The organism is Saccharopolyspora griseoalba (assembly GCF_042665275.1).
GTDB classification, from domain to species: domain Bacteria; phylum Actinomycetota; class Actinomycetes; order Mycobacteriales; family Pseudonocardiaceae; genus Saccharopolyspora; species Saccharopolyspora griseoalba.
Map to the genome: position 1 here is coordinate 19,799 of NZ_JBHTCJ010000001.1, position 24,404 is coordinate 44,202.

Here is a 24,404-nt window from a genome sequence, read left to right on the forward strand (position 1 = left end):
TAACACCCGGGACGGCCGCAGGTCACCGTCCGCGGGCGGACGGCGATCTCGCCGACCGCGCGCTAGCGCTTCGGACGTGGTGGGTTGTCCACCGGCGAACGCATCGCGATGATGCCGGGCACGAGATCGGTACGCCCGTCCTGAACATCGCCACGGGCGCACCGACGGGAGCGGCGGCGCAGGAGCACTGCGCGGAAGGCGGCACGATGACCATCGACGAGCTGAGGCAGCGGATCGCGGACTTCCTCGCCCGCAACGATCCCGCGCGCACCGAGCGATTGGAGTTCCTGCGCGCACGCTACGACGCGGGGCTGGCCTGGGTGCACTTCCCGGAGGGCCACGGCGGTCTCGGCCTTCCCCAGGCCTGGCAGTTCGAGGTGGACGAGCTGTTCCACGAGGCCGGAGCACCGGACAACAACCCGCAGGTCAACGGCATCGGCCTGGGCATGGCGGCGCCGACCATCCTCGCCTTCGGCACCGAGGAGCAGAAGCAGCGCTTCCTCCGGCCGCTGTGGACGGGCGAGGAGATCTGGTGCCAGCTGTTCAGCGAGCCGGGCGCCGGTTCGGACCTCGCCGGGCTCGCCACGCGGGCCGTCCGGGACGGCCAGGACTGGGTGGTCAACGGGCAGAAGGTGTGGACCTCGGGCGCGCACTACGCCCGCTTCGCCATCCTGGTCGCGCGGACGGATCCGGACGCGCCCAAGCACCGGGGTCTGACGTACTTCCTGTGCGACATGACCGACCCCGGGGTCGAGGTGCGGCCGCTGCGGCAGATCACCGGCGAGGCCGAGTTCAACGAGGTCTTCCTCAACGACGTCCGGATCCCGGACGGTCACCGCCTCGGGGAGCTGGGCGAGGGCTGGAAGGTGGCCACCGCGACGCTGAACAACGAGCGCGTGGCCATCGGCGGCAGGGCGGCGCCCCGGGAAGGCGGGATGGTCGGCGTGGTCTCGCGGACCTGGCGCGAGAACCCCGATCGGCGGACCCCGGAGCTGCACGACCGGCTCCTGCGGCTGTGGGTGGAAGCCGAGGTCGCCCGCCTGGCGGGTCAGCAGGTGCGGCAGAAGCTCGCCAAGGGCCGGCTCGGGCCCGAAGGCGCGGCGATGAAGGTCACCTTCGCCCGGCTGAACCAGCAGCTGTCCGGGCTGGAGGTGGAGCTGCTCGGCGAGCAGGGCCTGCGCTACTCGGACTGGACCATGGTGCGGCCCGAGCGGGTCGACTTCACCGGGCGGGACGCCGGTTACCGCTACCTGCGGGCGAAGGGCAACTCCATCGAGGGCGGGACCTCCGAGATCCTGCGCAACATCGTCGCCGAGCGGGTCCTGGGACTGCCCGCGGAACCCCGCGCCGACAAGGACATCCCGTGGAAGGACCTCGAGAAATGAGCGACCTGAACCTGCTCTACACCGACGTCGAGGACGACCTGCGGTCGTCGGTGCGCGACCTGCTCACCGACCGGTGCGCTCCGACCGACGTGGCCGCGGCCTACGACGGGCGTTCGGCGGTCGACGGGCTGTGGAAGGCGCTGGCCGTCGACATGGGGCTTGCCGGACTGCTGGTGCCCGAGGAGCGGGGCGGCGCGGGCGCGTCGGCCCGCGAAGCCGCGGTCGTCCTCGAGGAGCTGGGGCGCACCGTGGCACCGGTGCCGTTCCTGACCAGCGCGGTCGTGGCGACCGCGGTGCTGGCCGACACCGACGGCGACCTGCTCGACCAGCTCGCGGCGGGCGAGCGGACCGCGGCGCTGGCCGTGCCGCTGTCCACCGCCCCGGACGGCGCCATCCCGGCGGTGCGGGCCGCCGGAGGTCGGCTGACCGGGACCGTCAGCAGCGTGGCCGGCGCCCTGGAGTCCGACGTCCTGCTGGTGCCCGCGACCACCGGCGACGGGCTCTCGGTGCACGCGGTCCGCACGACCGAGGTGACCGCGGATCCGGTGGTGTCGTTGGACATGAGCCGGCAGCTGGCCGACATCGGCCTGAACGACGTCGCCGGGACGCAGGTCATCGCCGACGCCGAGCCGGTGGTGCGGCGCGCGCTGCGGCTCGGCGCGGCGCTGCTGGCGTCCGAGCAGGTCGGCATCGCCCGCTGGTGCCTGGAGGAGACCGTCGGATACCTCAAGCAGCGCAGGCAGTTCGGCCGCGTCGTCGGCGGGTTCCAGGCCCTCAAGCACCGGTTGGCCGACGTCGCCATCGGCGTGGACTCCGGGGCGGCGGCGGCCCGCAACGCTGCCGCCGCCGCGGCCGCCGAGGACCCGGACTTCGAGGTCGCCGCCGCCGTCGCGCAGGCCTACTGCGGAGATCTGGCGGTGACCGCCGCGGAGGAGGCCGTGCAGCTGCACGGCGGGATCGGGATGACCTGGGAGCACCCGGCGCATCTGTACCTCAAGCGCGCGAAGGCCGATCAACTCGCCTTCGGCGCTCCCGGGGCCCATCGCGCCCGCCTCGCCGAGCTGGTGGACCTCCCCGGAGCCCCGGCGTGACCGCCTAGCCGACCTCCGCGTCGGCGAGCGAGGACCTCCGGGGCGGCTCCGCCTCCCCGGAGGTCCTCGATCATCAGCGCCCGCGGTGCGCGTCGGTGCTCCGGGCCTGCATCAGGCCGTGGTGCTCGCGCGCACGGCGCGGGCCACCTCGTCCTGGCCGAGGTGCTCGAAGACGTCGGCTGCGATGTGCGCTCCGATGTGCAGGCTCGACGTCGCGGCGGGGGAGGGGGCGTTGAGCACGTGGATCGCGCGGGCTGTCCGGTCGATGACGAAGTCGTCGACCAGCTCGCCGTCGTCGCGCACCGCCTGCGCCCGCACGCCGCTGCCGCAGCTGCGCAGGTCCTCACCGTTGAGGGTCGGCACGAGCTTGCGGACTTCGCGCACGTGGAGCCGCCACACCAGCGAGCGGGCCATCTCGGCGAGACCGTAGCGCCAGTAGCGCCGGGTCAGGCCGCGCAGCGCGGGATCGCGCGCCAGCCGCGCCAGCAGACCCGGGTCCACGTCGCGCCACCGGTACCCCTCGCGCGCGAGGGCGGGCACGGCGTTGGGGCCCACGTGCACCGAGCCGTCGAGCATCGGCGTCACGTGCACGCCGAGGAACGGCAGGTCCGGGTCGGGCACGGGGTAGACGGGGTTCGTCACGACGTCGGCGCGGCCGGGACGCACCTCGGTGTACTCGCCGCGGAAGGGCATGATCTGCACCGAGGGGCGATCGCCTGCCGCGCGGGCGATCGCATCGCTGTGCAGCCCAGCGCAGTTGACCAGCACGCGGGCCCGGATCTCGCCGCGGTCGGTGGTGATGACCGTCCGGTCGCCCCCGGCGGCGAACGACCGCGCGGGCGAGTTCGCGCGCAGCACCGCCCCGAGCCCGGTCAGCTCCTCGGCCATCGCGCGGCAGACCGCCCCGAAATCGGTCATGGCCGTCTCGGCGACCGCCAGCGCGGCGACCCCGGCGACGTTCGGCTCGCGCTCGGCGATCTCGCGCCGGTCCAGCCGCCGCGCGGTGACCCCGTTGGCCTCCGCCCGCTCGGCCAGCAGCTCCAACCGGGGCAGCTGGTCCTCGGAGGTGGCCACCACGAGCTTGCCGGTGCGCCGCACGGGAACGTCGTGCGCCTGGCAGTAGCGGATCATCTCCTCGCCGCCCGCCCGGGCCATGCGCGCCTTGAGGCTGCCCGGCCGGTAGTACAGGCCGCTGTGGATGACGTTGCTGTTGTTGCCCGACTGGTGCGCGCCCCAGCGGTCCTCCTTCTCCAGGACGGTCACGGACCGCGCCGGGTCGGCGTGCAGGATCGCCCTCGCCGTGGCCAGGCCGAGCACCCCACCTCCGATCACGGCGACGTCGACGGCCTCCGGCATCTCGGGCACCTTCCTGCTGGGCAGCGGATCGCAGCGACTGTATACATTCGCAGCGGCGGTGTACAGGGGATAGGCTCGCCCGGTGGGTTCAGCGGCCAAGACCGACAACAGCGCGGGCGTGATCGCCGAGCGGTTGCGCGCGTCGATCCGGCACGGCGAGCTGCTGCCCGGGACCCGCCTGGTGCAGGAGAAGCTCGCCGCCGAGCTGGACGTCAGCCGCATCCCGCTGCGCGAGGCCCTGCACGCGCTGGCCGCAGAGGGGCTCGTCGAGGTGCTGCCGCAGCGCGGGATGCACGTCGCCGAGCTCAGCCGCGACGACATCGCCGAGCTCTTCGAGCTGCGCCTGCAGCTGGAGCCGCGGTTGGCCGAGGAGATCGTTCGCGGCTGCCGCGAACGCGATGTCGACGAGCTGCGGGCGCTCGCCGACGAGATGCGCGCGCTGGGCGCCGACGCCGGCGCGCGGGCGGTGCGCAACTACCGGTTCCACCGGCGGATCTACGAGCTGGCGGAGCGCAGGCTCGCGCTGCGCTTCATCGACCAGCTGCTGCACCAGGTGGAGCCCTACAGCCGCCGCTGGGTCCGCTCCGGCGACGAGCTCGACCGCATCGACGACGAGCACGCCGCGATGGTCGAGGCGCTGCGAACCCGCGACGCCGACCTGCTGCGCCGCGCGATCACCGCGCACGTCGAGGGCGCCCGCGACCACGTCCTGGCGCGCCACCCGGCGTAAGGGCGGGCGAGAAGCCCTCACGGGGTGCGCACGCCCTTCCGCTCGGTGCAGGTGAGCCCGCAGTCGGGTGCGGGCTCGGACCTCGGTGCTGTCCGTTGGCGGGGCAGCGCGCCAACATTAACCTAGCGCTTGCTTGGGCATCTGGGTATGCTGCGGTCACCGACGTGGGGAAGGGGACTCGTGGCGTACGAGATAGACCTGACCGACCGGGTGGTCCTGGTGACCGGGGGCGGCCGCGGCGTGGGAGCGGGGATCGCCGAGGTGTTCCTCCGCGCCGGCGCGCACGTGGAGATCTGCGGGCGCCGGGAACCGGCGGGTCCGACCGAGATCGGCGGCCGCCGGGCGCGCTTCTCCGCGGTCGACGTCCGCGAAGCCGATCAGGTGGCCGACTGGATCGCCGACGTCGAGGACCGCCGGGGGCGGTTGGACGTCGTCGTCAACAACGCCGGTGGGGCGCCGTTCGCGAACTTCGTCGACGGCTCGACCCGCTTCCACGCCAAGGTCAACGACCTCAACTTCATGGGTGCCGTCCACCTCGCGCACGCGGCGCATCCGCTGCTGCGCCGGTCCGGCAGCGGGGTGATGCTCAGCGTCACGTCGATCTCCGCGCGCCGCCCCAGTCCGGGCACGGCGGTGTACGGGGCGGCCAAGGCCGCCCTGGAGAGCCTGACCGCGAGCCTGGCCGTCGAATGGGCGCCCGAGGTGCGGGTCAACGCGGTCAGCTGCGGTCTCGTCGCCACTCCCGGGTCCGTCGACCACTACGGCGGCGCCGAGCAGGCCGCCCGGGTCGCGGCGACGATTCCCCGCGGCGTCTTCGCGGCTCCGCAGGACGTGGGACAGGCCTGCCTGCTGCTCGCCTCCCCGCTCGCCGACCACATCACCGGCGCCGTGCTGGACGTCGACGGTGGCGGCGAACGGCCCGCGTTCCTCCAGCACACCCCGAACTCCTGACCGGCCGCCGACGACCAGCGCCAAGTCGCCCACGGCGAGCTGGGCGGCGCGAGGTGCGACGATGAACCGGGCTCCGCGAGGCGCCGGACGACCCCGATGGCCAGTTGGCCGCGCGCTCGCGGCGGAGCCTCCGACGTGCGCGGGGCCCGCCGCGGGCCCCAAGAAGCAAGTGCTTGTTCGGTACCCTGATGAGGCCGTCCTGGTGGGCTGCGGAGCGATCGGTCCGCGGCGGCGGGCGGCGCATCGGTCAGCAGGAGGAGCAGCGATGACGGTGAGCTCGACGAAGAAGGCCCGCAAGCGCCCCGGCAGCGGTGCCGGGTCGGCGCGGCGAGCGGAGTTGCTGGAGATCGCCGCCCAGCTCTTCGCGACCAGGGGGTACGCGCAGACCACCGTCCGCGACATCGCCGACGAGGCCGGGATCCTCTCCGGGAGCCTCTACCACCACTTCAGCTCCAAGGAGACGATGCTGGAGGAGATCCTCCGGTCCTTCATGGACGGTCTGCTCGAGCGCTTCCAGGAGATCGTCGCCGGGGCCGCGGCGCCGCGCGAGGCGCTGGACGGACTGGTCCGCTACTCGTTCACCGCCATCCACGAGCAGCAGGCCGCGGTCTCGCTGTACCAGAACGAGATCGCGCTGCTCAGCCGACTCCCCGACTTCGGCTTCGTGGAGGAGAGCAGTCGCCGGGTCGAGTCGATCTGGATCGCCGTCCTGGAGGAGGGGCGGCGAACCGGCGACTTCCGGGAGGACCTGGAGCCCTCCCTGGTCTACCGCTTCCTCCGCGACGCGGTCTGGTCCTCGGTGCGCTGGTACAACCCGGAGGGGACGATGCGTCACGACGCGCTCGCCGAGCAGTGCCTGCTCCTCCTCCACACCGGTCTGCTGGCCGACTAGCGCTCGTCCGAGCCGCTTCGCGGCGGTCCGGGTAGGAGAACCTCCGCGGCTCGGTGGTCTCCGCGCGCCGCTCATGATGCGCGGCGTCGCGCCGAACCTGCTGCGGGGCGGGCCGATTCCCACACCTGGGACGGCCGTCCCGCAGCATCCCAACAGCGCCTGACTCAGCTCGGCTCGGCCAGCAGGGGGCGGGAGGCGCTCAGCCGCGCACCTCGCGGTCCCGCACGCCCGCGGGATCCAGCACGGTGCGGATGAGCTCCAGCTCCCGGGCGTCGGGCAGGCGCGTGATCCCGGCGCGGCTGGTGTCGATCTCGAAACCGGTGGCCTCCCGAACCTCCGCCGCGCTCACACCGGGGTGGAGCGAGCGGACCTCGAGGTGCCCTTCGGCGTCGTACCCCAGCACGGCGAGGTTGGTGACCACCACGCCCAGGTCGTGGAACCGCAGGCTCCGCGTCGGGTGGCGGCGCGCACGGTCGTTGCCGACGCCGCAGACCACGTCGACCGACTCGGTGAAGATCCGCGTGCTGTGCTCGGCGACCCAGTAGTCGGTGCGGTGGTTGGCCGTGTTGCCGGGTGCGCCGCGGACGCCGATCAGCTGCCGGGTGGGCGCGCGCCAGTCGCCGATCGAGGAGATGTTCTGGTTCCCGTAGCGGTCGATCTGGCTGGCGCCCATCATGCTGTGCCGCTTGCCGCTGCTGAGCACGTCGAAGATCAGGCGGAACGGCACCCAGCTCTCGACGACGCCGCCGTCGGCGGCGGTCCGGCCCAGCGGCGGCGGTTCGGCCATGAAGAAGCACTCGCCGTCGTTGAGGACCAGGTCGGGGGAGTGGGTCAGCCGCGCCAGGCGCGCGCCGATCGTCGGAACGATCCCCACCGCGTGCGCGAGGACCTCGCCGGAGCCGCGCCAGGCGTCGCCGCACGCGGCGATGCAGACCTCGGCGCGGGTGGCCTCGGTCGCGGTCGTCTCACCGGTCGTCCGGGTGTTGCTGCTGACGTTCACGATGCCTGCTCCTCGTGGGACGCGTGGAACTCCTCCACGGCGGCGAGGTAGGAGGCCTCGTCGCCGGTCAGGAAGGTGCGGGTGAACCGCTGCCAGCTCTCGGGATCCCGGGCCGCGGTGGCGTAGTGCCGCTGGAACGCCTCGTCGCGCCCGTAATCGGGCTCGCAGCTGGTGAAGTGCGCGCCGTTCGGGGCCTCGATGACGCCGCTGACGAACATCCGGCTCAGCAGCAGCGACTGCGCTGGCCCGCCCGCGCCGAGCTCGGGCGTGGGCACGACCTTCTCGGCGGACACGAGGGTCTTCTCCGAGGCCATCGCGAACAGGTCGTCGAAGTACGGGTCCGGGCCGAGGTATTGGCCGTTGCCGGCTGCGTCGGCGCGGTTGAGGTGGACCAGCGACACGTCCATGCGCAGGCCGGGCACCGCCACGTACTCCTCGTCGGCGTAGGGCGAGGCGACGGTCCGCAGCTCCGGGTTCATCGTCAACACGTCGCTCTCCAACCCGGCCCGGGTGGGCAGGAAGGAGAGCCGGTTGGCCCCGGCCCGCAGCGCGGTGACGAACATGCCCTCGTCGTACTCGGAGGTCTCGATGCGGCCGGACTCCCGCGCCGCCCGGAAGTGCGGGTCGAGCGGGATGCTGTCGAGCGAGACGAACCCGTAGACGAGCTTGCGCACCTTGCCCGCCGCGCACAGCAGCCCGACGTCGGGCCCTCCCAGCGTCACCACCGTCAGGTCGGTGACGTCGCTGCGCACCAGCTCGCGCACCGCGGCCATCGGTTTGCGGCGCGAGCCCCAGCCACCGATCCCGACGGTCATGCCGGATTCGACGTGCCGGGGCAGGTCGGTCAGCGGCATCGTCTTGTCGCTCATGTTCCTACCTCCTCGTTGGCTCGGCGCTCGTTTCGGGCGAGACCTGCCGGTCGGGGTTGCGCGATCGGAGGTCTTGCGCCCGCCAGGACTTCCGGCTGCTCCCCCTTCCGGCGGGCGTGGCGGATCAGATCGGGGCGAGGGCGCGCAGGTGCTCCCGGGCCGAGCCGAAGAGGTGGGCGGTGGCGTGGGCGCGCTTGAAGTAGAGCTGGGCGCGGTGCTCCCAGGTGATGCCGATCCCCCCGTGCAGCTGGATCATCTCGCCTGCCGCGTGCTCGAAGGCCTCGCCGCACCACGCCTTGGCGCGGGCGGCCTCCTCGCCCAGGTCCGGGGCGTTCCGCGCCGCGGCCCAGGCGGCGGCCCAGGAGACCGAGCGGGCGGTCTCGACCGAGACCAGGACGTCGGCGACCCGGTGCTTGAGGGCCTGGAAGGAGCCCAGGGGGCGGCCGAACTGCTCGCGCTCCTTGAGGTGGGCGACGGTGTCGTCGAGCGCGCGCTGCGCGCCGCCGACCTGGAGCGCGGTCACGGCGACGGCGGCGACGGACGACAGCCGCGCGAGCGCGGCCCGGGCCTCGAGGGCGAGCGCCGCCGCCGGGGCGTCGTCGAGCTCCACGGTGGCGAACCGGAGCGTCGGATCCAGTGCCGGGGTGGGGGTTCGGGTCACCCCGGCGGTTCCCGGTGCGACTTCGAAGAGCCCCGGCCCGGCCGGGGTGGTTGCCACCACCAGCAGCACGTCGGCCGCGGACCCGTCGAGCACCAGTCGCGCGGAGCCGGAGAGGCGCCAGCGGTCGTCGGTCCCGGTGGCGCGGACGTCGGAACCGTCGAGGCGCCACCGTCCGGCCGCATCCGCCCATGCCAGCGCGGCCACGCGCTCGCCGGCCGCCAGAGCGGGCAGCAGCCGCTCGCAGTCGCCGGGCTCCGCCGCCAGCAGCAGCGCCTGGGTCGCCAGCACCCCGGATCCCAGCAGCGGTGACGGGGTCAGCGCGGCCCCGAGCACCTCCAGCACCAGGTGGGTTTCGAGGGAGGTGAAGCCGGCGCCGCCGTACTGCTCGGGCACGGCCAGGGCGGCGACCCCGATCTGCTCGGTCATGGCCCGCCAGAGGCCGTCGTCGTAACCGGGCTCCTCGGCGATGACGCGGCGGAGGTCCTGGTCCCCGGCGCGGCGCTCCACGAGCCGGCGGACTGCGGCCATCAGCTCCTGCTGCTCCTCGGTGAGACCGAACCGCATGGTCATGCCGCCGCCAGCTCGTCGAGCACGCGGGCGCGGTGGTGGGCCGGCGTGCCCCAGGCGCCGATCAGGGCGCGGGTGCGCAGCAGGCAGGTGCTCAGGTCGCTCTCGCGCGTGTAGCCGATCGCGCCGTGCACCTGCAGAGCCGTCCGGGCGGCGCGGTGGGCCGCCGTGGACGCGGCGACCTTGGCCGCCGACACCGTCCGCCGCGCGGTGGGGGAGCCGGCCGCGATCTCGCGGGCGGCGCCGAGGACGAGCGGCCGGGCGAAGTCGAGACCCACCTTCACGTCGGCCAGCTGGTGCTTGACCGCCTGGTGCTCGCCGATCGCGCGACCGAACTGGTGGCGCTGCCCGGCGTGCTCGGTCGCGCTCGCCAGCATCCGGTCGGCGGCGCCGACCAGAGCGGCGGCGCAGGCCAGCGCACCGAGATCCAGGGCGGCGTCGAGGGTGCCGTCGGGCAGCGGGGTCGGCGCTCCGGTCCCGGTCACCGGGTGCAGGGTCCGGCTGGGGTCCACCGACCCGCGACCGGGTCCGGGCGCCGCCGCGGCCAGTCCGTCGTCCCCGGCGAGCAGGACGTGGGTGGCCGTCGCGGCGTCCAGCGCGTACGGGGTGACCGGCGGTGCCGCGATGCTCACGCGGGCGGTGCCCTTCGCGATCTCGCCGAGCAGCTCGCCGTTCCGCGCACCCGCCAGCAGCACGGGCGCGACCGCGACCGATTCGATCCAGGGGCCGGGTACGCAGTGCCACCCGAGCGATCCCGCGGCGACCACGAGGTCGACCGGAGTCGCACCGGCGCCGCCGTCGGTCTCCGGGACCGACAGGCCCAGCGCGCCCAGTTCGGCGAGCCGTTCCCACAGTTCGAGGGCACCGTTGGTTTCGCCGGAGGTCCAGGCGCGGACGACGGCCGGGACGTCGGCGTCGGAGAGCATCTCGTCCAACGCCGAGGCGAAGGCGCGCTGCTCCTCGTCGAGGGAGAACTTCATCGTCGGGCCCTCCTGCCGTCGCCGCGGGGGAGCCCGAGGACGCGCTCGGCGACGATGTCGCGCTGGATCTCGTTGGTGCCGGCGTAGATCGGGCCGCCCAGCGAGAACAGGTAGTCCTCGGTCCAGGGACCGGCCAGCTCCGCCTCCGACCCGAGCAGGTCGAGGGCGGTCTCGTGCAGGTCGACGTCGAGCTGCGACCAGAACAGCTTGTTGACGCTGCCGTCGGCCCCGATGTCGCCGCCGCGCTGCAACCTGTCCACGACGCCCCAGGTGTAGTACCGGTAGGCCTCGGCACCGATCCAGGCGTCCACCACCTGGTCGCGCAGGTGCGGCGCAGCGGCTCCCCGCTCCCGCCACAGCTCCAGCAGTCGCTCGGCGGCCGCGCAGAACCGTCCCGGCGCCCGCAGCGAGAGCCCTCGCTCGTTGCCCGCGGTGCTCATCGCGACCCGCCAGCCCTCGCCCACCGCGCCGAGGACGTCCGCGTCCGGGACGAACACGTCGTCGAAGAAGATCTCGGCGAAGCCGGCGTCGCCGTCGAGCTGCTCGATCGGACGCACCGTGATGCCCTCGGCGTCGAGCGGGAACAGGAAGTAGGTCAGACCCCGGTGCCGCTCGGCCTCGGGGTCGCTGCGGAAGAGCCCGAACCCGCGGTCGGCGAACGGTGCCCGCGAACTCCAGATCTTCTGCCCGTCGAGCACCCAGCCGCCCCTCGCGTCGTCGCGGGTGGCGCGGCTGCGGATGCCGGCCAGGTCGCTGCCGGCCTCGGGTTCCGACCAGGCCTGGGCCCACACCTCGGTGCCGTCGGCCATGGCCGGGAGGAAGCGCCGCTGCTGCTCCGGCGTTCCGTGCGCGAAGATGATCGGTGCGAGCAGCGAGATGCCGTTCTGCGCGAGCCTGGTCGGTGCGCCGCTGAGGTAGTACTCCTCCTCGAAGATGACCCACTCGGCGAGCGTGGCGTCGCGGCCGCCGAACTCGGCGGGCCAGGCCACCACCGACCAGCGGCCGTCGGCCAGGGTGCGCTCCCACTCCCGGTGCGCCCGAGCGCCCCGCTCGGTGTCCATCGACGGCAGCCGGCCGGGGTGGTGCTCGGCCAGCCAGGACCGGGCCTCGGCGCGGAAGTGCCGCTCCTGCTCGGTGAATTCCAGGCCGGCGGAGGCGATTCCGTCGTTCGCGGTCGTCATGCCCGGTTCTCCGTCGTCTTGTTCGCCTCCGCCATCGCGCTCGCGTCGAGGCCGGCGAGGGAGTCGGCGGCGGTCTCGGCGTTGTGCGCGTGGGCGGCGTGGTGCAGGCCGAAGACCGAGTCCATGCCGGTGCGCATCCCCATGGCGTCCTCGGCCTGGTTGACGGCCTTCTTGGTGAGGGCGAGCCCGAGCCGCGGCATCGCGGCGATCCGCTCGGCCATCTCGAGGACCGTCCGCTCCAGCTCCGCGCGCGGGGCGACGTGGTTGACCATGCCGAGCTGCTCGGCGCGCGCGGCGGGCACCCGGTCGCCGGTGTAGAGGAACTCCTTGGCCGCGCGGGGGTTCATGACCCAGGGGTGGGCGAAGTACTCCACGCCGGGGATGCCCATCCGGACGACCGGGTCGGCGAAGAAGGCGTCGTCCGAGGCGATGACGAAGTCGCAGGACCAGGCCAGCATCAGGCCGCCCGCGATGCATGCCCCGTGCACCATGGCGATCATCGGCTTCGGGATCTCGCGCCAGCGGCGGCACATGCCGAGGTAGACCTCCGACTCGCGCGCGAACCTCGATTCCACGCCGACCTTGTCGGTGTGATCCCAGTGGATGACGGCGCGGCGCTCGAAGGTCCGGTCGACGTCGCGGCCGGGCGTGCCGATGTCGTGACCGCCGCTGAAGTGCTTGCCGGCACCGGCCAGCACGATCACCTTCACCTGGTCGTCGTCGACGGCGCGGGTGAACGCCGCGTCGAGCGCGTAGGTCATCGCCGAGTTCTGGGCGTTGGTGTACTCCGGCCGGTTCATCGTGACCAGCGCGACGTGCCCGCGCACCTCGTAGTCGACGACCTGGTCGTCCTCCGGCGTCTCGGTGGTCGGATCCGCGTGGCTCATGTCGCTCCTCTGTCCCCCGGGGGCGTGCCGTGGCGAACGCTACCAAACAAGTGCTTGGTTTGGTAGCGTCGATCCGCGGCGACCGAACGGGCGAGGAGGACCTGTGGACCTGACCTACTCGGCCGAGGACGAGGCATTCCGCGAGGAGGTCCGGCAGTGGTTGGCCGACAACCTGGTCGGCGAGTTCGCCTCGCTCAAGGGCCGAGGCGGCTCCGGGCGCGAGCACGAGTGCTACGAGCAGCGCGTCGCGTGGAACCGGCACCTCGCCGAGGCCGGCTGGACCTGCCTGGGCTGGCCCGTCGAGTTCGGCGGCCGCGGGCTCGGGCTCTTCCAGCAGGTGATCTTCCACGAGGAGTACGCCCGCGCCGACGCCCCCGCCCGGGTGAACCACCTCGGTGAGGAGCTGCTCGGTCCGACCCTGATCGCGCTCGGCACCGAGGAGCAGAAGCGGCGCTTCCTGCCCGGCATCGCCGACGTCACCGAGCTGTGGTGCCAGGGGTACTCCGAGCCCGGTGCGGGCTCGGACCTGGCCGGCGTGCGCACCCGCGCCCGGCGCGAGGGCGACGAGTGGGTGATCGACGGGCAGAAGGTCTGGACGTCGCTGGCGCAGCACGCCGACTGGTGCTTCGCCGTCGCGCGCACCGATCCCGGTGCGACGCGCCACGCCGGACTGTCCTACCTGCTGGTGCCGATGGATCAGCCGGGCGTTCAGGTCCGACCGATCGAACAGCTCACCGGCACCTCGGAGTTCAACGAGGTCTTCTTCGACGGCGCCCGCACCGGCGCGGAGATGATCGTCGGCGAGCCCGGCGACGGCTGGCGCGTCGCGATGGCGACCCTCGGCTACGAGCGCGGCGTCTCCACCATCGGCCAGCAGGTCGGCTTCGCCAGGGAGCTCGACGGGATCGTCGAAACCGCCCGCGCGAACGGGAGCTTCGACGACCCGGTCGTCCGCGCCGGAATCGCCCGCGCCCGGCTCGGTCTCGACGTGATCCGCACCCACGCCCTGCGCACCCTGAGCTCCGTCGCCGACGGCGCCCAGGGGCCGGAGGCCTCGGTCAGCAAGCTGCTGTGGGCGCGCTGGCACCGCGACCTGGGCGAACTGGCGATGGCCGTGCGCGGCGCCGACGCGCTCACCGTCGCCGAGCCGCCGTACGAGCTCGACGAGCAGCAGGCCCTCTACCTGTTCAGCCGCGCCGACACCATCTACGGCGGTTCCGACGAGATCCAGCGCAACATCATCGCCGAGCGGGTGCTCGGCCTACCGAAGGAGCCTCGCCCATGACTCGACCGGCAGCCGCGCCGGAGCAGCCCGCCCCCGAGTACGTGCGCGGTCACGACCTGCTCGCCGGGCGGGTCGTGGTGGTCACCGCCGCGGCGGGTGCCGGGATCGGCGCGGCCGCTGCCCGCAAGGTGCTCGAAGAGGGGGCGGGCGCGGTCGTCCTCGGCGACGCCCACGAGCGGCGCCTGGAGGAGGCGCGCCGGACGCTCGCCGAGGAGTTCGGCTCGGAGCGCGTCGGCGCGCGGCTCTGCGACGTCACCGACGAGGCGCAGGTGACGGCCCTCCTCGACGCCGCCGAGCCGTTCGGCGGCGTGGACGTGATGATCAACAACGCCGGGTTGGGCGGCACCGACGACATCCTCGAGATGCCGGACGCGCGCTGGAACCTGGTCCTCGACGTCACCCTGACCGGGACCATGCGCTGCACCCGCGCGGCGGGCAACCGCTTCGTCGCGGCGGGCAAGCGGGGCGTGGTCGTCAACAACTCGTCGGTGGTCGGCTGGCGCGCCCAGGGAGGGCAGGCGCACTACGCCGCCGCCAAGGCGGGGGTGAAGGCGCTGACCCGCTCGGCGGCGATGGATCTCGCGCCGCACGGCATCCGGGTCAACGCCGTCTCGCCGAGCCTGGCCATGCACCCGTTCCTGGAGAAGGTCACCACGCCCGAGCTGCTCGCCGAGCTCAAGTCCGCGGAGGCGTTCGGTCGCGCGGCCGAACCGTGGGAGATCGCGAACGTGATGGTCTTCCTCGCCAGCGACTACGCGTCCTACCTCACCGGCGAGGTCCTCTCGGTGAGCAGCCAGCACGCCTGAACCCGGCGCTCAGCCCGCCCGACGACCACTGAGGAGCCCCATGCCCGAGGCCTACATCATCGACGCGGTGCGCACCGCCGTCGGCAAGCGCGGCGGTGCCCTGGCCGATGTCCACTCGGCGGATCTCGGCGCCCGCGTGCTGGCTGCGCTGGTCCGGCGCACCGGCGTCGACCCGGGCGCGGTCGACGACGTCGTGCTCGGCTGCACCGACACGCTGGGCTCGCAGGCCGGTGACATCGCCCGGACCGCGTGGCTGGTCGCCGGTCTGCCCGAGTCGGTGCCGGGAGTGACCATCGACCGGCAGTGCGGCTCCAGCCAGCAGGCGCTGCACTTCGCGGCCCAGGCGGTGATGTCGGGGACCCAGGACCTGGTGGTCGCCGGCGGCGTGCAGAACATGAGCGCCATCCCGATCTCGGCGGCCATGCTGGTCGGTCAGCAGTACGGCTTCTCCACCCCGTTCGCAGAGTCGCCCGGCTGGCGCGAGCGCTACGGCGACCAGGAGATCAGCCAGTTCCGGTCCGCCGAGATGATCGCCGAGCGGTGGGGCATCTCGCGGGAGCGGATGGAGGAGTTCGCCCTCGCCTCCCACGAGCGCGCCCGCACCGCCATCGCCGAGGGGCGCTTCTCCCGGGAGATCGAGCCGTTCGCCCTCGCCGACGGCAGCGCTTTCGACGCCGACGAGTGTCCACGTCGGACTTCGCTGGAGAAGATGGCCCAGCTCTCGCCCCTCGCGCCGGGCGGCCGGATCACCGCCGGGGTCTCCTCGCAGATCTGCGACGGCGCGGGCGCGGTGCTCGTGGCCTCGGAACGCGCGGTCGCCGCGCACGGGCTGCGGCCGCGAGCTCGGGTGCACCACCTCACCGTGCGCGGGGACGATCCGGTGTGGATGCTCACCGGGCCGATCCCGGCGACCCGGCACGCCCTGGCGCGCGCCGGCATGGGCATCGACGAGATCGACCTCTTCGAGTGCAACGAGGCGTTCGCCTCCGTCGTCCTCGCCTGGATGCAGGAGGTCGGCGCCCCGCACGAGAAGGTCAACGTCAACGGTGGCGGCATCGCGCTGGGGCACCCTATCGGCGCCACCGGCGCTCGGCTGACGAGCACCCTGCTCAACGAGCTGGAGCGCAGCGGGGGCCGGTACGGCCTGCAGGTGATGTGCGAGGGCGGTGGTCAGGCCAACGTGACCATCGTCGAGCGGCTCTGACGCGACGCCCCGCGGACGGGAGCGCTGGCCGCCCGCGGGTGGACGGAGCTCAGCCGAGCAGCATCGCGTCGCGCGCGGTGATCCGCTCGACGGCCTGGGCGATGATCCGGTCGACCAGCTCCTCGCAGCTCGGCAGATCGTCGATCGCACCGACCACCTGCCCGGCCGCCAGCACGCCCGCCTCGGTGTCCCCGTCGACGAGCCCGGCGCGCAGCAGCATCGGCGTGTTCGCGGCCGAGGCCATCTGCGACCACGTGCGACCCGAGGCCCGCTTCATCCGCAAGCCGTCCCGGACGAACTGCCGCCAGCTGACGCCGCTGGTGCGCTTGAACGCCGCGGCCCGGCGAGCCGCGGCCAGCAGCCGCTTCGCGGCGTTGTCCTCCTCCAGCTGCGCCACGAAGTCCGTCCGCAGCAAGCGGTGGGGGACCCCGTCGGCGCGCGTGGTGACCACGGTCCCGTCCAGTCCGAAGGACAGGTACGTGCGCCGGATCGCCTCGGGGACGGCGCTGTCGCTGGTCAGCAGGAAGCGCGTCCCCATGCCGATCCCGGCGGCCCCGTAGGACAGCGCGGCGGCGAGCCCGCGCCCGTCGAAGAAGCCCCCGGCGGCCACGACCGGGATGTCGACGGCGTCGGCCACCGACGGGAGCAGCAGCGAGGTGGGAACCGATCCGGTGTGCCCACCGCCTTCACCGCCCTGCACCATCACCAGGTCGGCGCCCCACGAGGCCACCTTCTGGGCGTGGCGCGCGGCTCCGACCGAGGGCATCACGACGACGCCGTGCTCCTTGAGGCGGGCGATCAGGTCGGGTTTCGGGGCGAGCGCGAACGAGGCGACCTCGACGCCGTGCTCGACGAGCAGGTCGACCCGCTGCGCGGCGTCCCCGGCGTCGGCGCGGAGGTTGACGCCGAAGGGCCGGTCGGTGCGCTCCTTGACCTCGAGGATCGCCTTCTCCAGCTCCTCCAGGGTCATCGTGGCGGAGGCGAGGACGCCGAGCGCGCCGGCACGCGCCGCGGCGCTCACGAGACGGGGCCCGGCGACCCAGCCCATGCCCGTCTGGACGATCGGGTGGTCGACGCCGGTGAGCTCGGTCAGCGGGGTGCGCAGTCGAGGCGGTGTGCTCACGGTCTGTCTCCTGGCTCTGCGGCGGTGCGCTCAGTCGTTCCGGACGAAGGCGTCGCGGCGTTCGTCGGCGACGCCGGCGAGGTTGAGCTCGTAGGTGAACCCCTGCTCGAAGCGGTAGCTCTTGTTCACGTCGACCGGGTCGATCCCGTTGAGCGCCTCCTTGGCCGCCCGGATCACGCGGGGGTCCTTGTCGCTGATCTCCCTGGCGACCGCGAGGGCGGCCCCGTCCAGCTCGTCGCGGGGCACGACTTCGAGCACCGATCCGAACCCGAGCAGCTCGGTCGCCGGGATGGTGCGCGCGGTGAAGTACAGGGTCCGCACCATGTGCTGGGGGACCAGGCGGGCCAAGTGGGTGGCCGCGCCGAGGGCGCCACGGTTGACCTCGGGGACGCCGACGTAGGCGTCGTCGGCGGCCACGATCGTGTCGCAGTTGCCGATCAGGCCGACCCCGCCGCCGAGGCAGTGGCCGTGGACGGCGGCGATGACCGGCACGGGTGACTCGTAGATCGCCCTGAACGCTTCGTAGCAGCCCCGGTTGGCACCCAGCAGCGCGTCGAAACCTTCGGTGCGCTGCATCTCCTTGATGTCCACGCCCGCGTTGAACCCGCGGCCCTCGGCGCGCAGCACCGTGACGTGGGCACCCCGCTCGGCGGCGCCGCGCACGGCCTCGGCGACGGCGTACCAGCCCGCGACGGGCAGGGCGTTGACCGGCGGGTGCGCCATGGTCACGACGGCGATGGTCTCGTCGACGAATTCCGTGGTGACAGTCATGATCGTCCTAACCTAGCGTTTGCTTGGTATCGTAGCAGTCGAACGTGCCCGATCGACCCCTCGTCGCGAGCCGCATCGGGCCGCGGTGCCGGGCCGACCAAGCGCAGGAGATCCGGAGGAGCAGCACCGATGGCAGGAATCTTGGAAGGCCGCGTCGCCGTCGTGACCGGCGCCGGGCGCGGTCTCGGACGCGAGCACGCGCTCGAACTCGCCAGCCAGGGCGCCAGGGTGGTCGTCAACGACTTCGGCGTCTCACCCGCCGGGGAGGGGACCGGTGAGACGCCCGCCGAAGCCGTCGCCGCCGAAATCGTCGCCGCCGGAGGGCAGGCCGTCGCCAACGGCGCGGACGTCGCGGACTTCGAGCAGGCCGCCGCGCTGATCCACCAGGCCGTCGACGCCTTCGGCGCCCTCGACGTCCTGGTGAACAACGCCGGTTTCCTCCGGGACCGGATGCTGGTCAACGCCGAGGAATCCGAGTGGGACGCCGTCGTCCGCGTGCACCTCAAGGGGCACTTCGCGATGCTGCGCCACGCCGCGGCCTACTGGCGCGCCGAGGCGAAGGCCGGGCGTCCGCGCACCGCTCGGGTCGTCAACACCACTTCCGGCGCGGGCCTGCAGGGCAGCATCGGGCAGGGGGCGTACTCGGCGGCCAAGGCGGGCATCGCCGGTCTCACGCTGGTCGCCGCGGCCGAGCTGGAGCGGTACGGCGTGACCGTCAACGCGATCGCGCCGTCGGCCCGGACCCGGATGACCGAAGGGCCGTTCGCCGATGCGATGGCCGCTCCCGAGGAGGGCTTCGACGCCATGCACCCGGGAAACGTCGCGCCGGTGGTCGCCTGGCTCGCGAGCGAGGACGCGGCGGACCTGACCGGCCGGGTGCTCGAAGTCGAGGGCGGCAAGATCTGCGTCGAGGAGGCCTGGCGGCACGGTCCGGGCGTCGACCTCGGGAGCCGGTGGCGCGCCGCCGACGTCGGCGGCGCCGTGCGAGGTCTGCTGGCGAAGGCGGCCGAGCCCGAGCCGGTCTACGGGACGTGAGGCGAGGCGGTGTCGGCGCCGGCTGATCCGTCGCGGAGGTGCGCGCCTTCGAGTCGTCGCCTGCGCTGATCAGGCGGCGCGGGCCGGGTCCGGCCGCGCCGTCGAACGGCGCAGGGGGCAGCAGGTCGTGGATCGACGCGGAGTCGCGTGCGGGGCGGGCGTTCCCGGCTCGGAGACCGAGTCGCGGGGTGGGTCGTGATGATAGACTGTCTTAAGGTGGTTATTCTTAGTGAGAAGATAATTTCTGCGGGGCAGGAGGTTCTCGTGGCACGACGCAGCCGCTCCAGGCCTGATGCGGTCGACTACATGCTCGCCGAGTGGGAGCGGGAATGTCCTGACCTGGACGCCTCCGGGATGGCGGTGTTCGGCCGGCTGCACCGCGCCTACCAGCGCTATCAGGATCAGCTGACCCGGGTGTTCGGGGAGTTCGACCAGACGATCAACGGCTTCGGGATCCTGGCGTCGCTGCGCCGGGCGGGGCCGCCGTACCGCCGCACCGCCGGCGAGCTGGCCGACGCGGCCCTGGTCACGACCGGCGGCATCAGCCAGCGCGTGGACAAGCTGGAGCAGGCCGGCCTGGTGGTCCGGGAGCGCGACGCGGAGGACCGGCGGGTGGTCTACGTGCAGCTCACCGAGCAGGGGGTGAAGTTCGTCGAGGACGTGGGCGCCGCCCACTTCGACAACGAGAAGCGGATGCTCAGCGGCCTGACCGCCACCGAGCGCGACCGGCTGGCCGACCTGCTCAGCAGGCTCGAGAACTCGCTCGACCACGCGGCCGCGCAGCACCGCGCCGAGCAGTGAAGCTCGCCCCGGAGGCCACCGCGGACGTCGTCGCGGTGGCCTCCGGGCGGTTCAGATCCGCCAGAGGCGCTCGTTCTCGTCGAGTCCCCAGTAGATGCTCTTCTGGCGGGTGTACTGCAGGATGCCGTCGCGCCCCTTGTCCGTCCCGAGCCCGCTGTCCTTGGTGCCGCTGAACGGGGTGGCGATGCTGAAGCGCTTGTAGGTGTTGACCCACACCGTGCCCGCCTCGACGCGGCGGGCCACCCGCCAGGCGCGGCGGTAGTCGGAGGTCCAGATGCCGCAGGCCAACCCGTAGACGGTGTCGTTGGCCCTGGCCACCAGGTCGTCCTCGTCGCCGAAGGGCAACACCACGCCGACGGGGCCGAAGATCTCCTCCTGGCAGGTGGTGCTGTCGTTGGGCAGGCCGTCGATCAGGGTCGGCAGGTAGTACGCGCCGTGCTCCAGCCCCGGGTCCTCGGGGCGTCGGCCGCCGCAGAGCACTCGGCCGCCCTCCGCGCGGGCGCGGTCGACCAGCGACGCCACCCGGTCGCGGTGCGCGAAGGTCGCCAGCGGTCCGACCTGGGTGTCGGGTGCGGTGCCAGGGCCGACGCGCAGCGCTCGGGTCGCCGCCACCAGGCGGTCCGCGAACTCGGCGTAGATCGACTCGTGCACGAAGATCCGCGAACCGGCGATGCAGCTCTGCCCGCTCGACGAGAAGATCCCGAACAGGACCCCGGCCAGCGCCTGGTCCTGGTCTGCGTCCGGGAAGACGATCGTGGGCGATTTCCCGCCGAGCTCGCTCGTGATCGGCATGATCTTGTCCGCCGCGGCGCGCCCGATGGCGCGGCCGGTATCCGTGCCTCCCGTGAAGGAAACCCGCCGGACCAGGGGGTGGCGCACGACGGCGTCGCCGACCACCGAACCCGCGCCGGGCAGCACCGACAGCAGGGCGGGCGGGATCCCGGCTTCCACGACGAGCCGGGCCAGCGCGAGCGAGACCAGGGGAGTGGCCTCGGCCGGCTTGAGCAGGACGGCGTTGCCCGCGGCGAGCGCGGGCGCGATCTTCTGCGCGTCGCTGGCGATGGGGGAGTTCCACGGTGTGATGGCCCCGACCACGCCGATGGGTTCGCGCACGCTCATCGTGAGGTAGTCCCCGCGCTGCGGGGTCAGCGAGGTCTCGGTGGTTTCCAGTGCGGCGGAGTAGAAGCGGAAGGTGCCCGCGGCGCTGGCCACGAGCGCGCGAGTTTCCCCCAAGGTCTTGCCGGTGTTGCGCGTTTGCAGCAGCGCCAGCTCCTCGAGGTCGCGTTCGACGAGGTCGCCGACCCGGTGCAGCAGTCGGGCGCGCTCGTGCGGCAGCAGATCGCGCCAGGACTCCCGGGCGGCGGCCTCGGCGCCGAGGCGCGCGGCCTCGTCGACGTCGTCCGCGGAGGCCGCGGTCAGCTTGGCGATCACCTCGCCGCTGGCCGGGTCCGCGCACTCCAGCGGGGTTCCGCGGCCGCGTTGCCAGCGACCGCCGAAGTGGATCGAGTCGGGGATCTCCGCAGTGGTCACACCGCACCTCCAAAGCACGCCAGGTTGGAGTCAATACCTTACGGGTAAGGTAATAGCTCCGCGCAAGCCTCGGGCGACGCTCGGATTCAGCGAGGTCATGACCTGCACAAACGAAAAAATCTTCGCTGCTTAATCCATGCAGGGTTGCTTAGGTCACAGGGTCTTGGGGATAGTGCTTACCGCTAGCTCATTTAACGGTAAGAGAGTTTGGGAGGTCCCGATGACCGCATCGCAGACGACGAACGCACACCTGGAGGACCTGATCGACTCGTGCATCGCCTCGAAGGAGTCGCGGCACGAGGACTGGGACACCCTCGCGTTCCAGGCGAAGGCCGGCGACGAGTTCCGGCGCGCGCAGATCCGCTACATCGGCTCGGGCGCGACCGGCAACCACGACGGCGACAGCCGAACGCTGCCCTCGGAGCACTTCACGTTCTCCAACATGAAGCTGCCCGCCGGGGCGATCGGGCCCGAGCACACCCACCACGACGTCGAAGAGGTGTTCTTCGTCCTGGAGGGCCAGCTGGAGGTCAGCGTCCACGACGTGGAGGACGGGACGAAGACCGCGACCCGCACGCTGGGATACCGCGACCTCGTCCGGGTCCCGGCGGGCGTGCCGCGCAGCCTGCGCACCGTCGGCGACCAGGACGCGCTGTTCTGCGTGATCATCGGTGCGCAGAAGCCCCAGATCCCGACCTACCCGCCGACGTCCCCGATGCACGGCGTGACGCGGGACTGAAAGCGGATCGGGGGTGAGGAGCATGGCGCGCACGGTTCGGGTGCGCAGCACCACGTGGTTGGCCGAGGGCGTCGTCCAGGTCGAGTTCCGCGATCCGGCCGGCGGCGAGCTCCCGCGGTGGGAGCCCGGGGCGCACCTCTCGCTGCGGCTCGGCAACGGCCTGGTGCGGCAGTACTCGCTGTGCGGGGACCCCGCCGAGCGGGACAGGTGGACGGTCGCGGTGCTGCGCGAGCCGAACTCCCGCGGTGGGAGCGCCTGGGTGCACGAGCGGTTGACCGCGGGCACCCTCGTGGAGGTCGAAGGGCCGCAGAACAACTTCGCGCTGGAGGGCGCCGAGCGCCATCTCCTCATCGCCGGCGGGATCGGCGTGACGCCGCTGCGGGCGATGGCGGGGCAACTCGATGGCGACGACGCGGACTGGCGCATGGTCTACTGCGGACGGTCGCGCTCGGGCATGGCCTTCGTCGACGAGCTGGCCGAACTCGGCGGGCATCGGGTCCGGGTGCACGCGGACGACGAGCACGGGGGTCCGCCGGACCTGACCGGCGAACTGGCTGGCCTGGCTCCGGGAACGCTGGTGTACTGCTGCGGCCCCGAACCGCTGCTCAACGCGGTGGAAGCGGCGCTTCCCGACTCGGCGGACCTGCGCGTGGAGCGCTTCCGCGCGCCGGAGCGGAGCGCGGCGGCAGCGCCGGACGCGGATTCGTTCGACGTGGTGTGCGCTTCGTCCGGAGTTCGCGTGCCGGTGGGAGCCGACCGATCGGTGCTGGAGGTCCTCGACGAAGCGGGAGTCGCGGTGCCGAGTTCCTGCCAGGAGGGCATCTGCGGCACCTGCGAGACCAAGGTGCTCAGCGGAAGCCCCGACCACCGCGACTTCGTGCTGAGCCCTGCTGAGCAGGAATCCGGGAACACGATGATGATCTGCGTTTCCCGGTGCCGCTCGGCGGAGCTGGTGCTGGACCTGTGAGCGGTGACGGCCATGAGCACGACGAACCCGGCGACCGCCGCCGACGCGGGGCTCAACCCCCGGCAGCGCGCGATGCTGCGCGCGGTGGCCGGTGGTCGCTCGCAGATCACCTGCAGCAGCGAACCGGACCTGTACGTGGACGGGTTGCCGTGCTGCGACCAGCACAGCGCGCGCGACCTCGTCCGCACCGGACTCATCTGCCCGCTGGCCTCGGCCGGCATCGGACAACTGGTCGCGGCGGGCATCACGGCTTCGGGGCGGGACGCGCTCGGAGCCTGACCGAAACCCTCTCGGGGAGACGAACTGACATGCCACTGAACCTCGAACCGGTGCAGAGCCGGTCGGGCGCCACCACGAGCTACGAGGACGCGTTCGCCGACGAGCTCGAAGGCATCTACGGACGCGGGATCCACGACCTCGCGGGCGTGGTGTCCGCCCTCAACGAAACCGGTGTGCGGCCGCCCGACGGCGCGGACTGGACCGAAGAGGCCTTCACCCGCGAGATCGCCCGCCTCGGTGCGAAGGAGGCCAACCGATGACCGCGCAGGTGCGCACCGATGACGACCTGCTCAAGCTCGGGCTCCGCGACCGCTGGTACGCGGTGTGCCCCTCCCGGTACGTCCGCCGCGGTGAGCTGGTGCGGCTCGACCGGGCCGGCGAGGAGCTGCTCCTTTGGCGGGACGGCTCCGGTCAGGTCCACGTGCAGGAGGACCGGTGCCCGCACCGCGGTGCCCGGCTCTCCCTCGGAGTCCACATGGGCGATCGCATCGCCTGCAACTACCACGGCGTGCAGCTCGACGCCGACGGCGTGGTCGCATCCGTGCCGGGCAGCCCCGGATGCGCGCTGGAGGGGCGGCGCGCCCTGCGCGTCTTCCCGGCCGAGGAAGGCGCAGGCGCCATCTTCGTGTGGTTCGGCCTCGACGAGGACGCCGCTCCGACGCCGTTCCAGCTCCCCGCACCGCTTTCCGGGGGCGAGTGGGACGAGTTCCTGTGCTACGTGGAATGGGACTGCTCCCACCTGCTCTCGCTGGACAACCTGATGGACCCGATGCACGGTGCCTTCCTGCACCGCAAGAGCCACACGATGTTCAGCGGTCGGCGCGAGGCGGCCTTCCAGGTCCGCGACACCGACACCGGCTTCGTGTTCGAGAAGACCGACCAGGCCGGGGTGAACTTCGACTGGTCCGAGTGGGTCGATCACGGCGGGCTCCAGTGGGTCACCCTGGACATCCCCTACCCGGAAACCGCGGGGCCCGGCGGCCCGTTCACGATCGTCGCCTGCGTGACCGCCATCGACGAGCACCAGCACGCCGGGTTCTTCTGGCGCTGCCGCGAGGTCAGCGGGTGGGAGCGGGACAGCTGGCGCTTCCTGTACAAGAACCGCCTCGAGCGGCGGCACTGGGAGGTGCTGGAGCAGGACCGGGAGATGGCCGAAGCCATGCCCGACGACGCCTGGGCCCGGGAGAACCTCTACCAGCACGACATCGCCCTCGTCCGGCTGCGGCGCGTGCTCCGGCGCGAGGCGACCCGCCAAGCCGACGTGCTCGCCCAGCAAACCCCCGCCCGCGTCCCGGCAACTCGCTGACCCGGAGG

Annotated in this window: 25 protein-coding genes; 15 read left to right on the plus strand and 10 right to left on the minus strand. The window is 72.7% G+C overall.

Features of this window, described 5'->3' with window-relative positions; all coding sequences use genetic code 11:
• Positions 1-206 precede the first annotated feature (206 nt).
• Together ACFQRI_RS00090 and ACFQRI_RS00095 are read left to right on the plus strand one after the other, a co-directional pair.
• Positions 207-1,385: an acyl-CoA dehydrogenase family protein gene (locus ACFQRI_RS00090; RefSeq protein WP_380662640.1), complete on the plus strand. Its 1,179-nt coding sequence runs from the start codon at positions 207-209 to the stop codon at positions 1,383-1,385.
• Positions 1,382-2,476 (plus strand): acyl-CoA dehydrogenase family protein, encoded by a 1,095-nt coding sequence (locus ACFQRI_RS00095; RefSeq protein ID WP_380662642.1) that lies wholly within the window; start codon positions 1,382-1,384, stop codon positions 2,474-2,476. The genes ACFQRI_RS00090 and ACFQRI_RS00095 overlap by 4 nt, the downstream gene beginning before the upstream one ends.
• A 111-nt stretch (positions 2,477-2,587) precedes the next feature.
• Here the strand turns inward: ACFQRI_RS00095 and lhgO are convergent, their stop codons facing one another.
• Positions 2,588-3,832: an L-2-hydroxyglutarate oxidase gene (lhgO, locus tag ACFQRI_RS00100; protein ID WP_380662644.1), complete on the minus strand. Its 1,245-nt coding sequence runs from the start codon at positions 3,830-3,832 to the stop codon at positions 2,588-2,590.
• An 82-nt stretch (positions 3,833-3,914) separates the two neighbouring features.
• Here lhgO and ACFQRI_RS00105 point away from each other — a divergent pair, with 82 nt between their 5' ends.
• From ACFQRI_RS00105 to ACFQRI_RS00115, 3 genes are all read left to right on the plus strand, one after another.
• Positions 3,915-4,562, plus strand: coding sequence for a GntR family transcriptional regulator (locus tag ACFQRI_RS00105; RefSeq protein WP_380662646.1), 648 nt, complete (start codon positions 3,915-3,917; stop codon positions 4,560-4,562).
• 180 nt (positions 4,563-4,742) lie between these two features.
• Positions 4,743-5,513 (plus strand): SDR family oxidoreductase, encoded by a 771-nt coding sequence (locus tag ACFQRI_RS00110; RefSeq protein WP_380662648.1) that lies wholly within the window; start codon positions 4,743-4,745, stop codon positions 5,511-5,513.
• Between the two features lie 271 nt (positions 5,514-5,784).
• A complete protein-coding gene (locus ACFQRI_RS00115) occupies positions 5,785-6,405 on the plus strand; it encodes a TetR/AcrR family transcriptional regulator (protein WP_380662650.1) in 621 nt (206 codons plus the stop codon).
• Between the two features lie 199 nt (positions 6,406-6,604).
• Here the strand turns inward: ACFQRI_RS00115 and ACFQRI_RS00120 are convergent, their stop codons facing one another.
• From ACFQRI_RS00120 to ACFQRI_RS00145, 6 genes are all read right to left on the minus strand, one after another.
• Complete coding sequence (locus ACFQRI_RS00120) at positions 6,605-7,405, minus strand: CoA-transferase subunit beta (RefSeq protein WP_380662652.1); 801 nt, start codon at positions 7,403-7,405, stop codon at positions 6,605-6,607.
• Positions 7,402-8,274, minus strand: coding sequence for a CoA transferase subunit A (locus tag ACFQRI_RS00125; RefSeq protein ID WP_380662654.1), 873 nt, complete (start codon positions 8,272-8,274; stop codon positions 7,402-7,404). The genes ACFQRI_RS00120 and ACFQRI_RS00125 overlap by 4 nt, the downstream gene beginning before the upstream one ends.
• A gap of 124 nt (positions 8,275-8,398) precedes the next feature.
• The gene (locus tag ACFQRI_RS00130; protein WP_380662656.1) at positions 8,399-9,505 is read right to left on the minus strand and encodes an acyl-CoA dehydrogenase family protein; all 1,107 of its coding nucleotides are present in this window, start codon (positions 9,503-9,505) and stop codon (positions 8,399-8,401) included.
• On the minus strand, positions 9,502-10,482 hold the full coding sequence (locus ACFQRI_RS00135) for an acyl-CoA dehydrogenase family protein (RefSeq protein ID WP_380662658.1): 981 nt from the start codon (positions 10,480-10,482) through the stop codon (positions 9,502-9,504). Before ACFQRI_RS00135 ends, ACFQRI_RS00130 begins: the two co-directional genes overlap by 4 nt.
• On the minus strand, positions 10,479-11,663 hold the full coding sequence (locus ACFQRI_RS00140; RefSeq protein WP_380662660.1) for an acyl-CoA dehydrogenase family protein: 1,185 nt from the start codon (positions 11,661-11,663) through the stop codon (positions 10,479-10,481). Before ACFQRI_RS00140 ends, ACFQRI_RS00135 begins: the two co-directional genes overlap by 4 nt.
• Positions 11,660-12,550, minus strand: coding sequence for an enoyl-CoA hydratase (locus ACFQRI_RS00145; protein WP_380662662.1), 891 nt, complete (start codon positions 12,548-12,550; stop codon positions 11,660-11,662). Before ACFQRI_RS00145 ends, ACFQRI_RS00140 begins: the two co-directional genes overlap by 4 nt.
• A 103-nt stretch (positions 12,551-12,653) precedes the next feature.
• Here ACFQRI_RS00145 and ACFQRI_RS00150 point away from each other — a divergent pair, with 103 nt between their 5' ends.
• Genes ACFQRI_RS00150 through ACFQRI_RS00160 form a run of 3 tightly spaced genes read left to right on the plus strand, consistent with a single transcriptional unit; the run spans position 12,654 to position 15,845 of the window.
• Positions 12,654-13,835 (plus strand): acyl-CoA dehydrogenase family protein, encoded by a 1,182-nt coding sequence (locus ACFQRI_RS00150; RefSeq protein WP_380662664.1) that lies wholly within the window; start codon positions 12,654-12,656, stop codon positions 13,833-13,835.
• On the plus strand, positions 13,832-14,641 hold the full coding sequence (locus ACFQRI_RS00155; protein WP_380662666.1) for an SDR family oxidoreductase: 810 nt from the start codon (positions 13,832-13,834) through the stop codon (positions 14,639-14,641). The genes ACFQRI_RS00150 and ACFQRI_RS00155 overlap by 4 nt, the downstream gene beginning before the upstream one ends.
• A 40-nt stretch (positions 14,642-14,681) precedes the next feature.
• Entirely contained in the window at positions 14,682-15,845 is a 1,164-nt protein-coding gene (locus ACFQRI_RS00160) for an acetyl-CoA C-acetyltransferase (protein ID WP_380662668.1), read from the plus strand.
• A gap of 49 nt (positions 15,846-15,894) precedes the next feature.
• Here ACFQRI_RS00160 and ACFQRI_RS00165 read toward each other — a convergent pair whose 3' ends face one another.
• Both ACFQRI_RS00165 and ACFQRI_RS00170 read right to left on the minus strand, forming a co-directional pair.
• Positions 15,895-16,950, minus strand: coding sequence for an NAD(P)H-dependent flavin oxidoreductase (locus tag ACFQRI_RS00165; protein ID WP_380664542.1), 1,056 nt, complete (start codon positions 16,948-16,950; stop codon positions 15,895-15,897).
• A gap of 48 nt (positions 16,951-16,998) precedes the next feature.
• Entirely contained in the window at positions 16,999-17,739 is a 741-nt protein-coding gene (locus ACFQRI_RS00170) for an enoyl-CoA hydratase family protein (RefSeq protein ID WP_380662670.1), read from the minus strand.
• 129 nt (positions 17,740-17,868) lie between these two features.
• On the opposite strand from ACFQRI_RS00170, the gene ACFQRI_RS00175 reads away from it, so the two are divergent.
• Positions 17,869-18,774 (plus strand): SDR family oxidoreductase, encoded by a 906-nt coding sequence (locus tag ACFQRI_RS00175; RefSeq protein ID WP_380662672.1) that lies wholly within the window; start codon positions 17,869-17,871, stop codon positions 18,772-18,774.
• A gap of 264 nt (positions 18,775-19,038) precedes the next feature.
• Positions 19,039-19,575, plus strand: coding sequence for a MarR family winged helix-turn-helix transcriptional regulator (locus ACFQRI_RS00180; protein WP_380662674.1), 537 nt, complete (start codon positions 19,039-19,041; stop codon positions 19,573-19,575).
• 51 nt (positions 19,576-19,626) lie between these two features.
• Here ACFQRI_RS00180 and ACFQRI_RS00185 read toward each other — a convergent pair whose 3' ends face one another.
• On the minus strand, positions 19,627-21,105 hold the full coding sequence (locus ACFQRI_RS00185; protein ID WP_380662676.1) for an aldehyde dehydrogenase: 1,479 nt from the start codon (positions 21,103-21,105) through the stop codon (positions 19,627-19,629).
• A 220-nt stretch (positions 21,106-21,325) separates the two neighbouring features.
• On the opposite strand from ACFQRI_RS00185, the gene ACFQRI_RS00190 reads away from it, so the two are divergent.
• From ACFQRI_RS00190 to ACFQRI_RS00210, 5 genes are read left to right on the plus strand one after another with little or no spacing between them, the layout of a single operon-like run.
• On the plus strand, positions 21,326-21,844 hold the full coding sequence (locus tag ACFQRI_RS00190; RefSeq protein ID WP_380662678.1) for a cupin domain-containing protein: 519 nt from the start codon (positions 21,326-21,328) through the stop codon (positions 21,842-21,844).
• Positions 21,845-21,866: 22 nt separating this feature from the next.
• The gene (locus ACFQRI_RS00195; RefSeq protein WP_380662680.1) at positions 21,867-22,811 is read left to right on the plus strand and encodes a PDR/VanB family oxidoreductase; all 945 of its coding nucleotides are present in this window, start codon (positions 21,867-21,869) and stop codon (positions 22,809-22,811) included.
• A gap of 12 nt (positions 22,812-22,823) precedes the next feature.
• The gene (locus ACFQRI_RS00200) at positions 22,824-23,090 is read left to right on the plus strand and encodes a hypothetical protein (RefSeq protein ID WP_380662682.1); all 267 of its coding nucleotides are present in this window, start codon (positions 22,824-22,826) and stop codon (positions 23,088-23,090) included.
• A gap of 29 nt (positions 23,091-23,119) precedes the next feature.
• On the plus strand, positions 23,120-23,350 hold the full coding sequence (locus ACFQRI_RS00205; protein WP_380662684.1) for a recombinase-like helix-turn-helix domain-containing protein: 231 nt from the start codon (positions 23,120-23,122) through the stop codon (positions 23,348-23,350).
• On the plus strand, positions 23,347-24,396 hold the full coding sequence (locus ACFQRI_RS00210) for a Rieske 2Fe-2S domain-containing protein (RefSeq protein WP_380662686.1): 1,050 nt from the start codon (positions 23,347-23,349) through the stop codon (positions 24,394-24,396). Before ACFQRI_RS00205 ends, ACFQRI_RS00210 begins: the two co-directional genes overlap by 4 nt.
• The last annotated feature ends 8 nt before the right edge of the window (positions 24,397-24,404 follow it).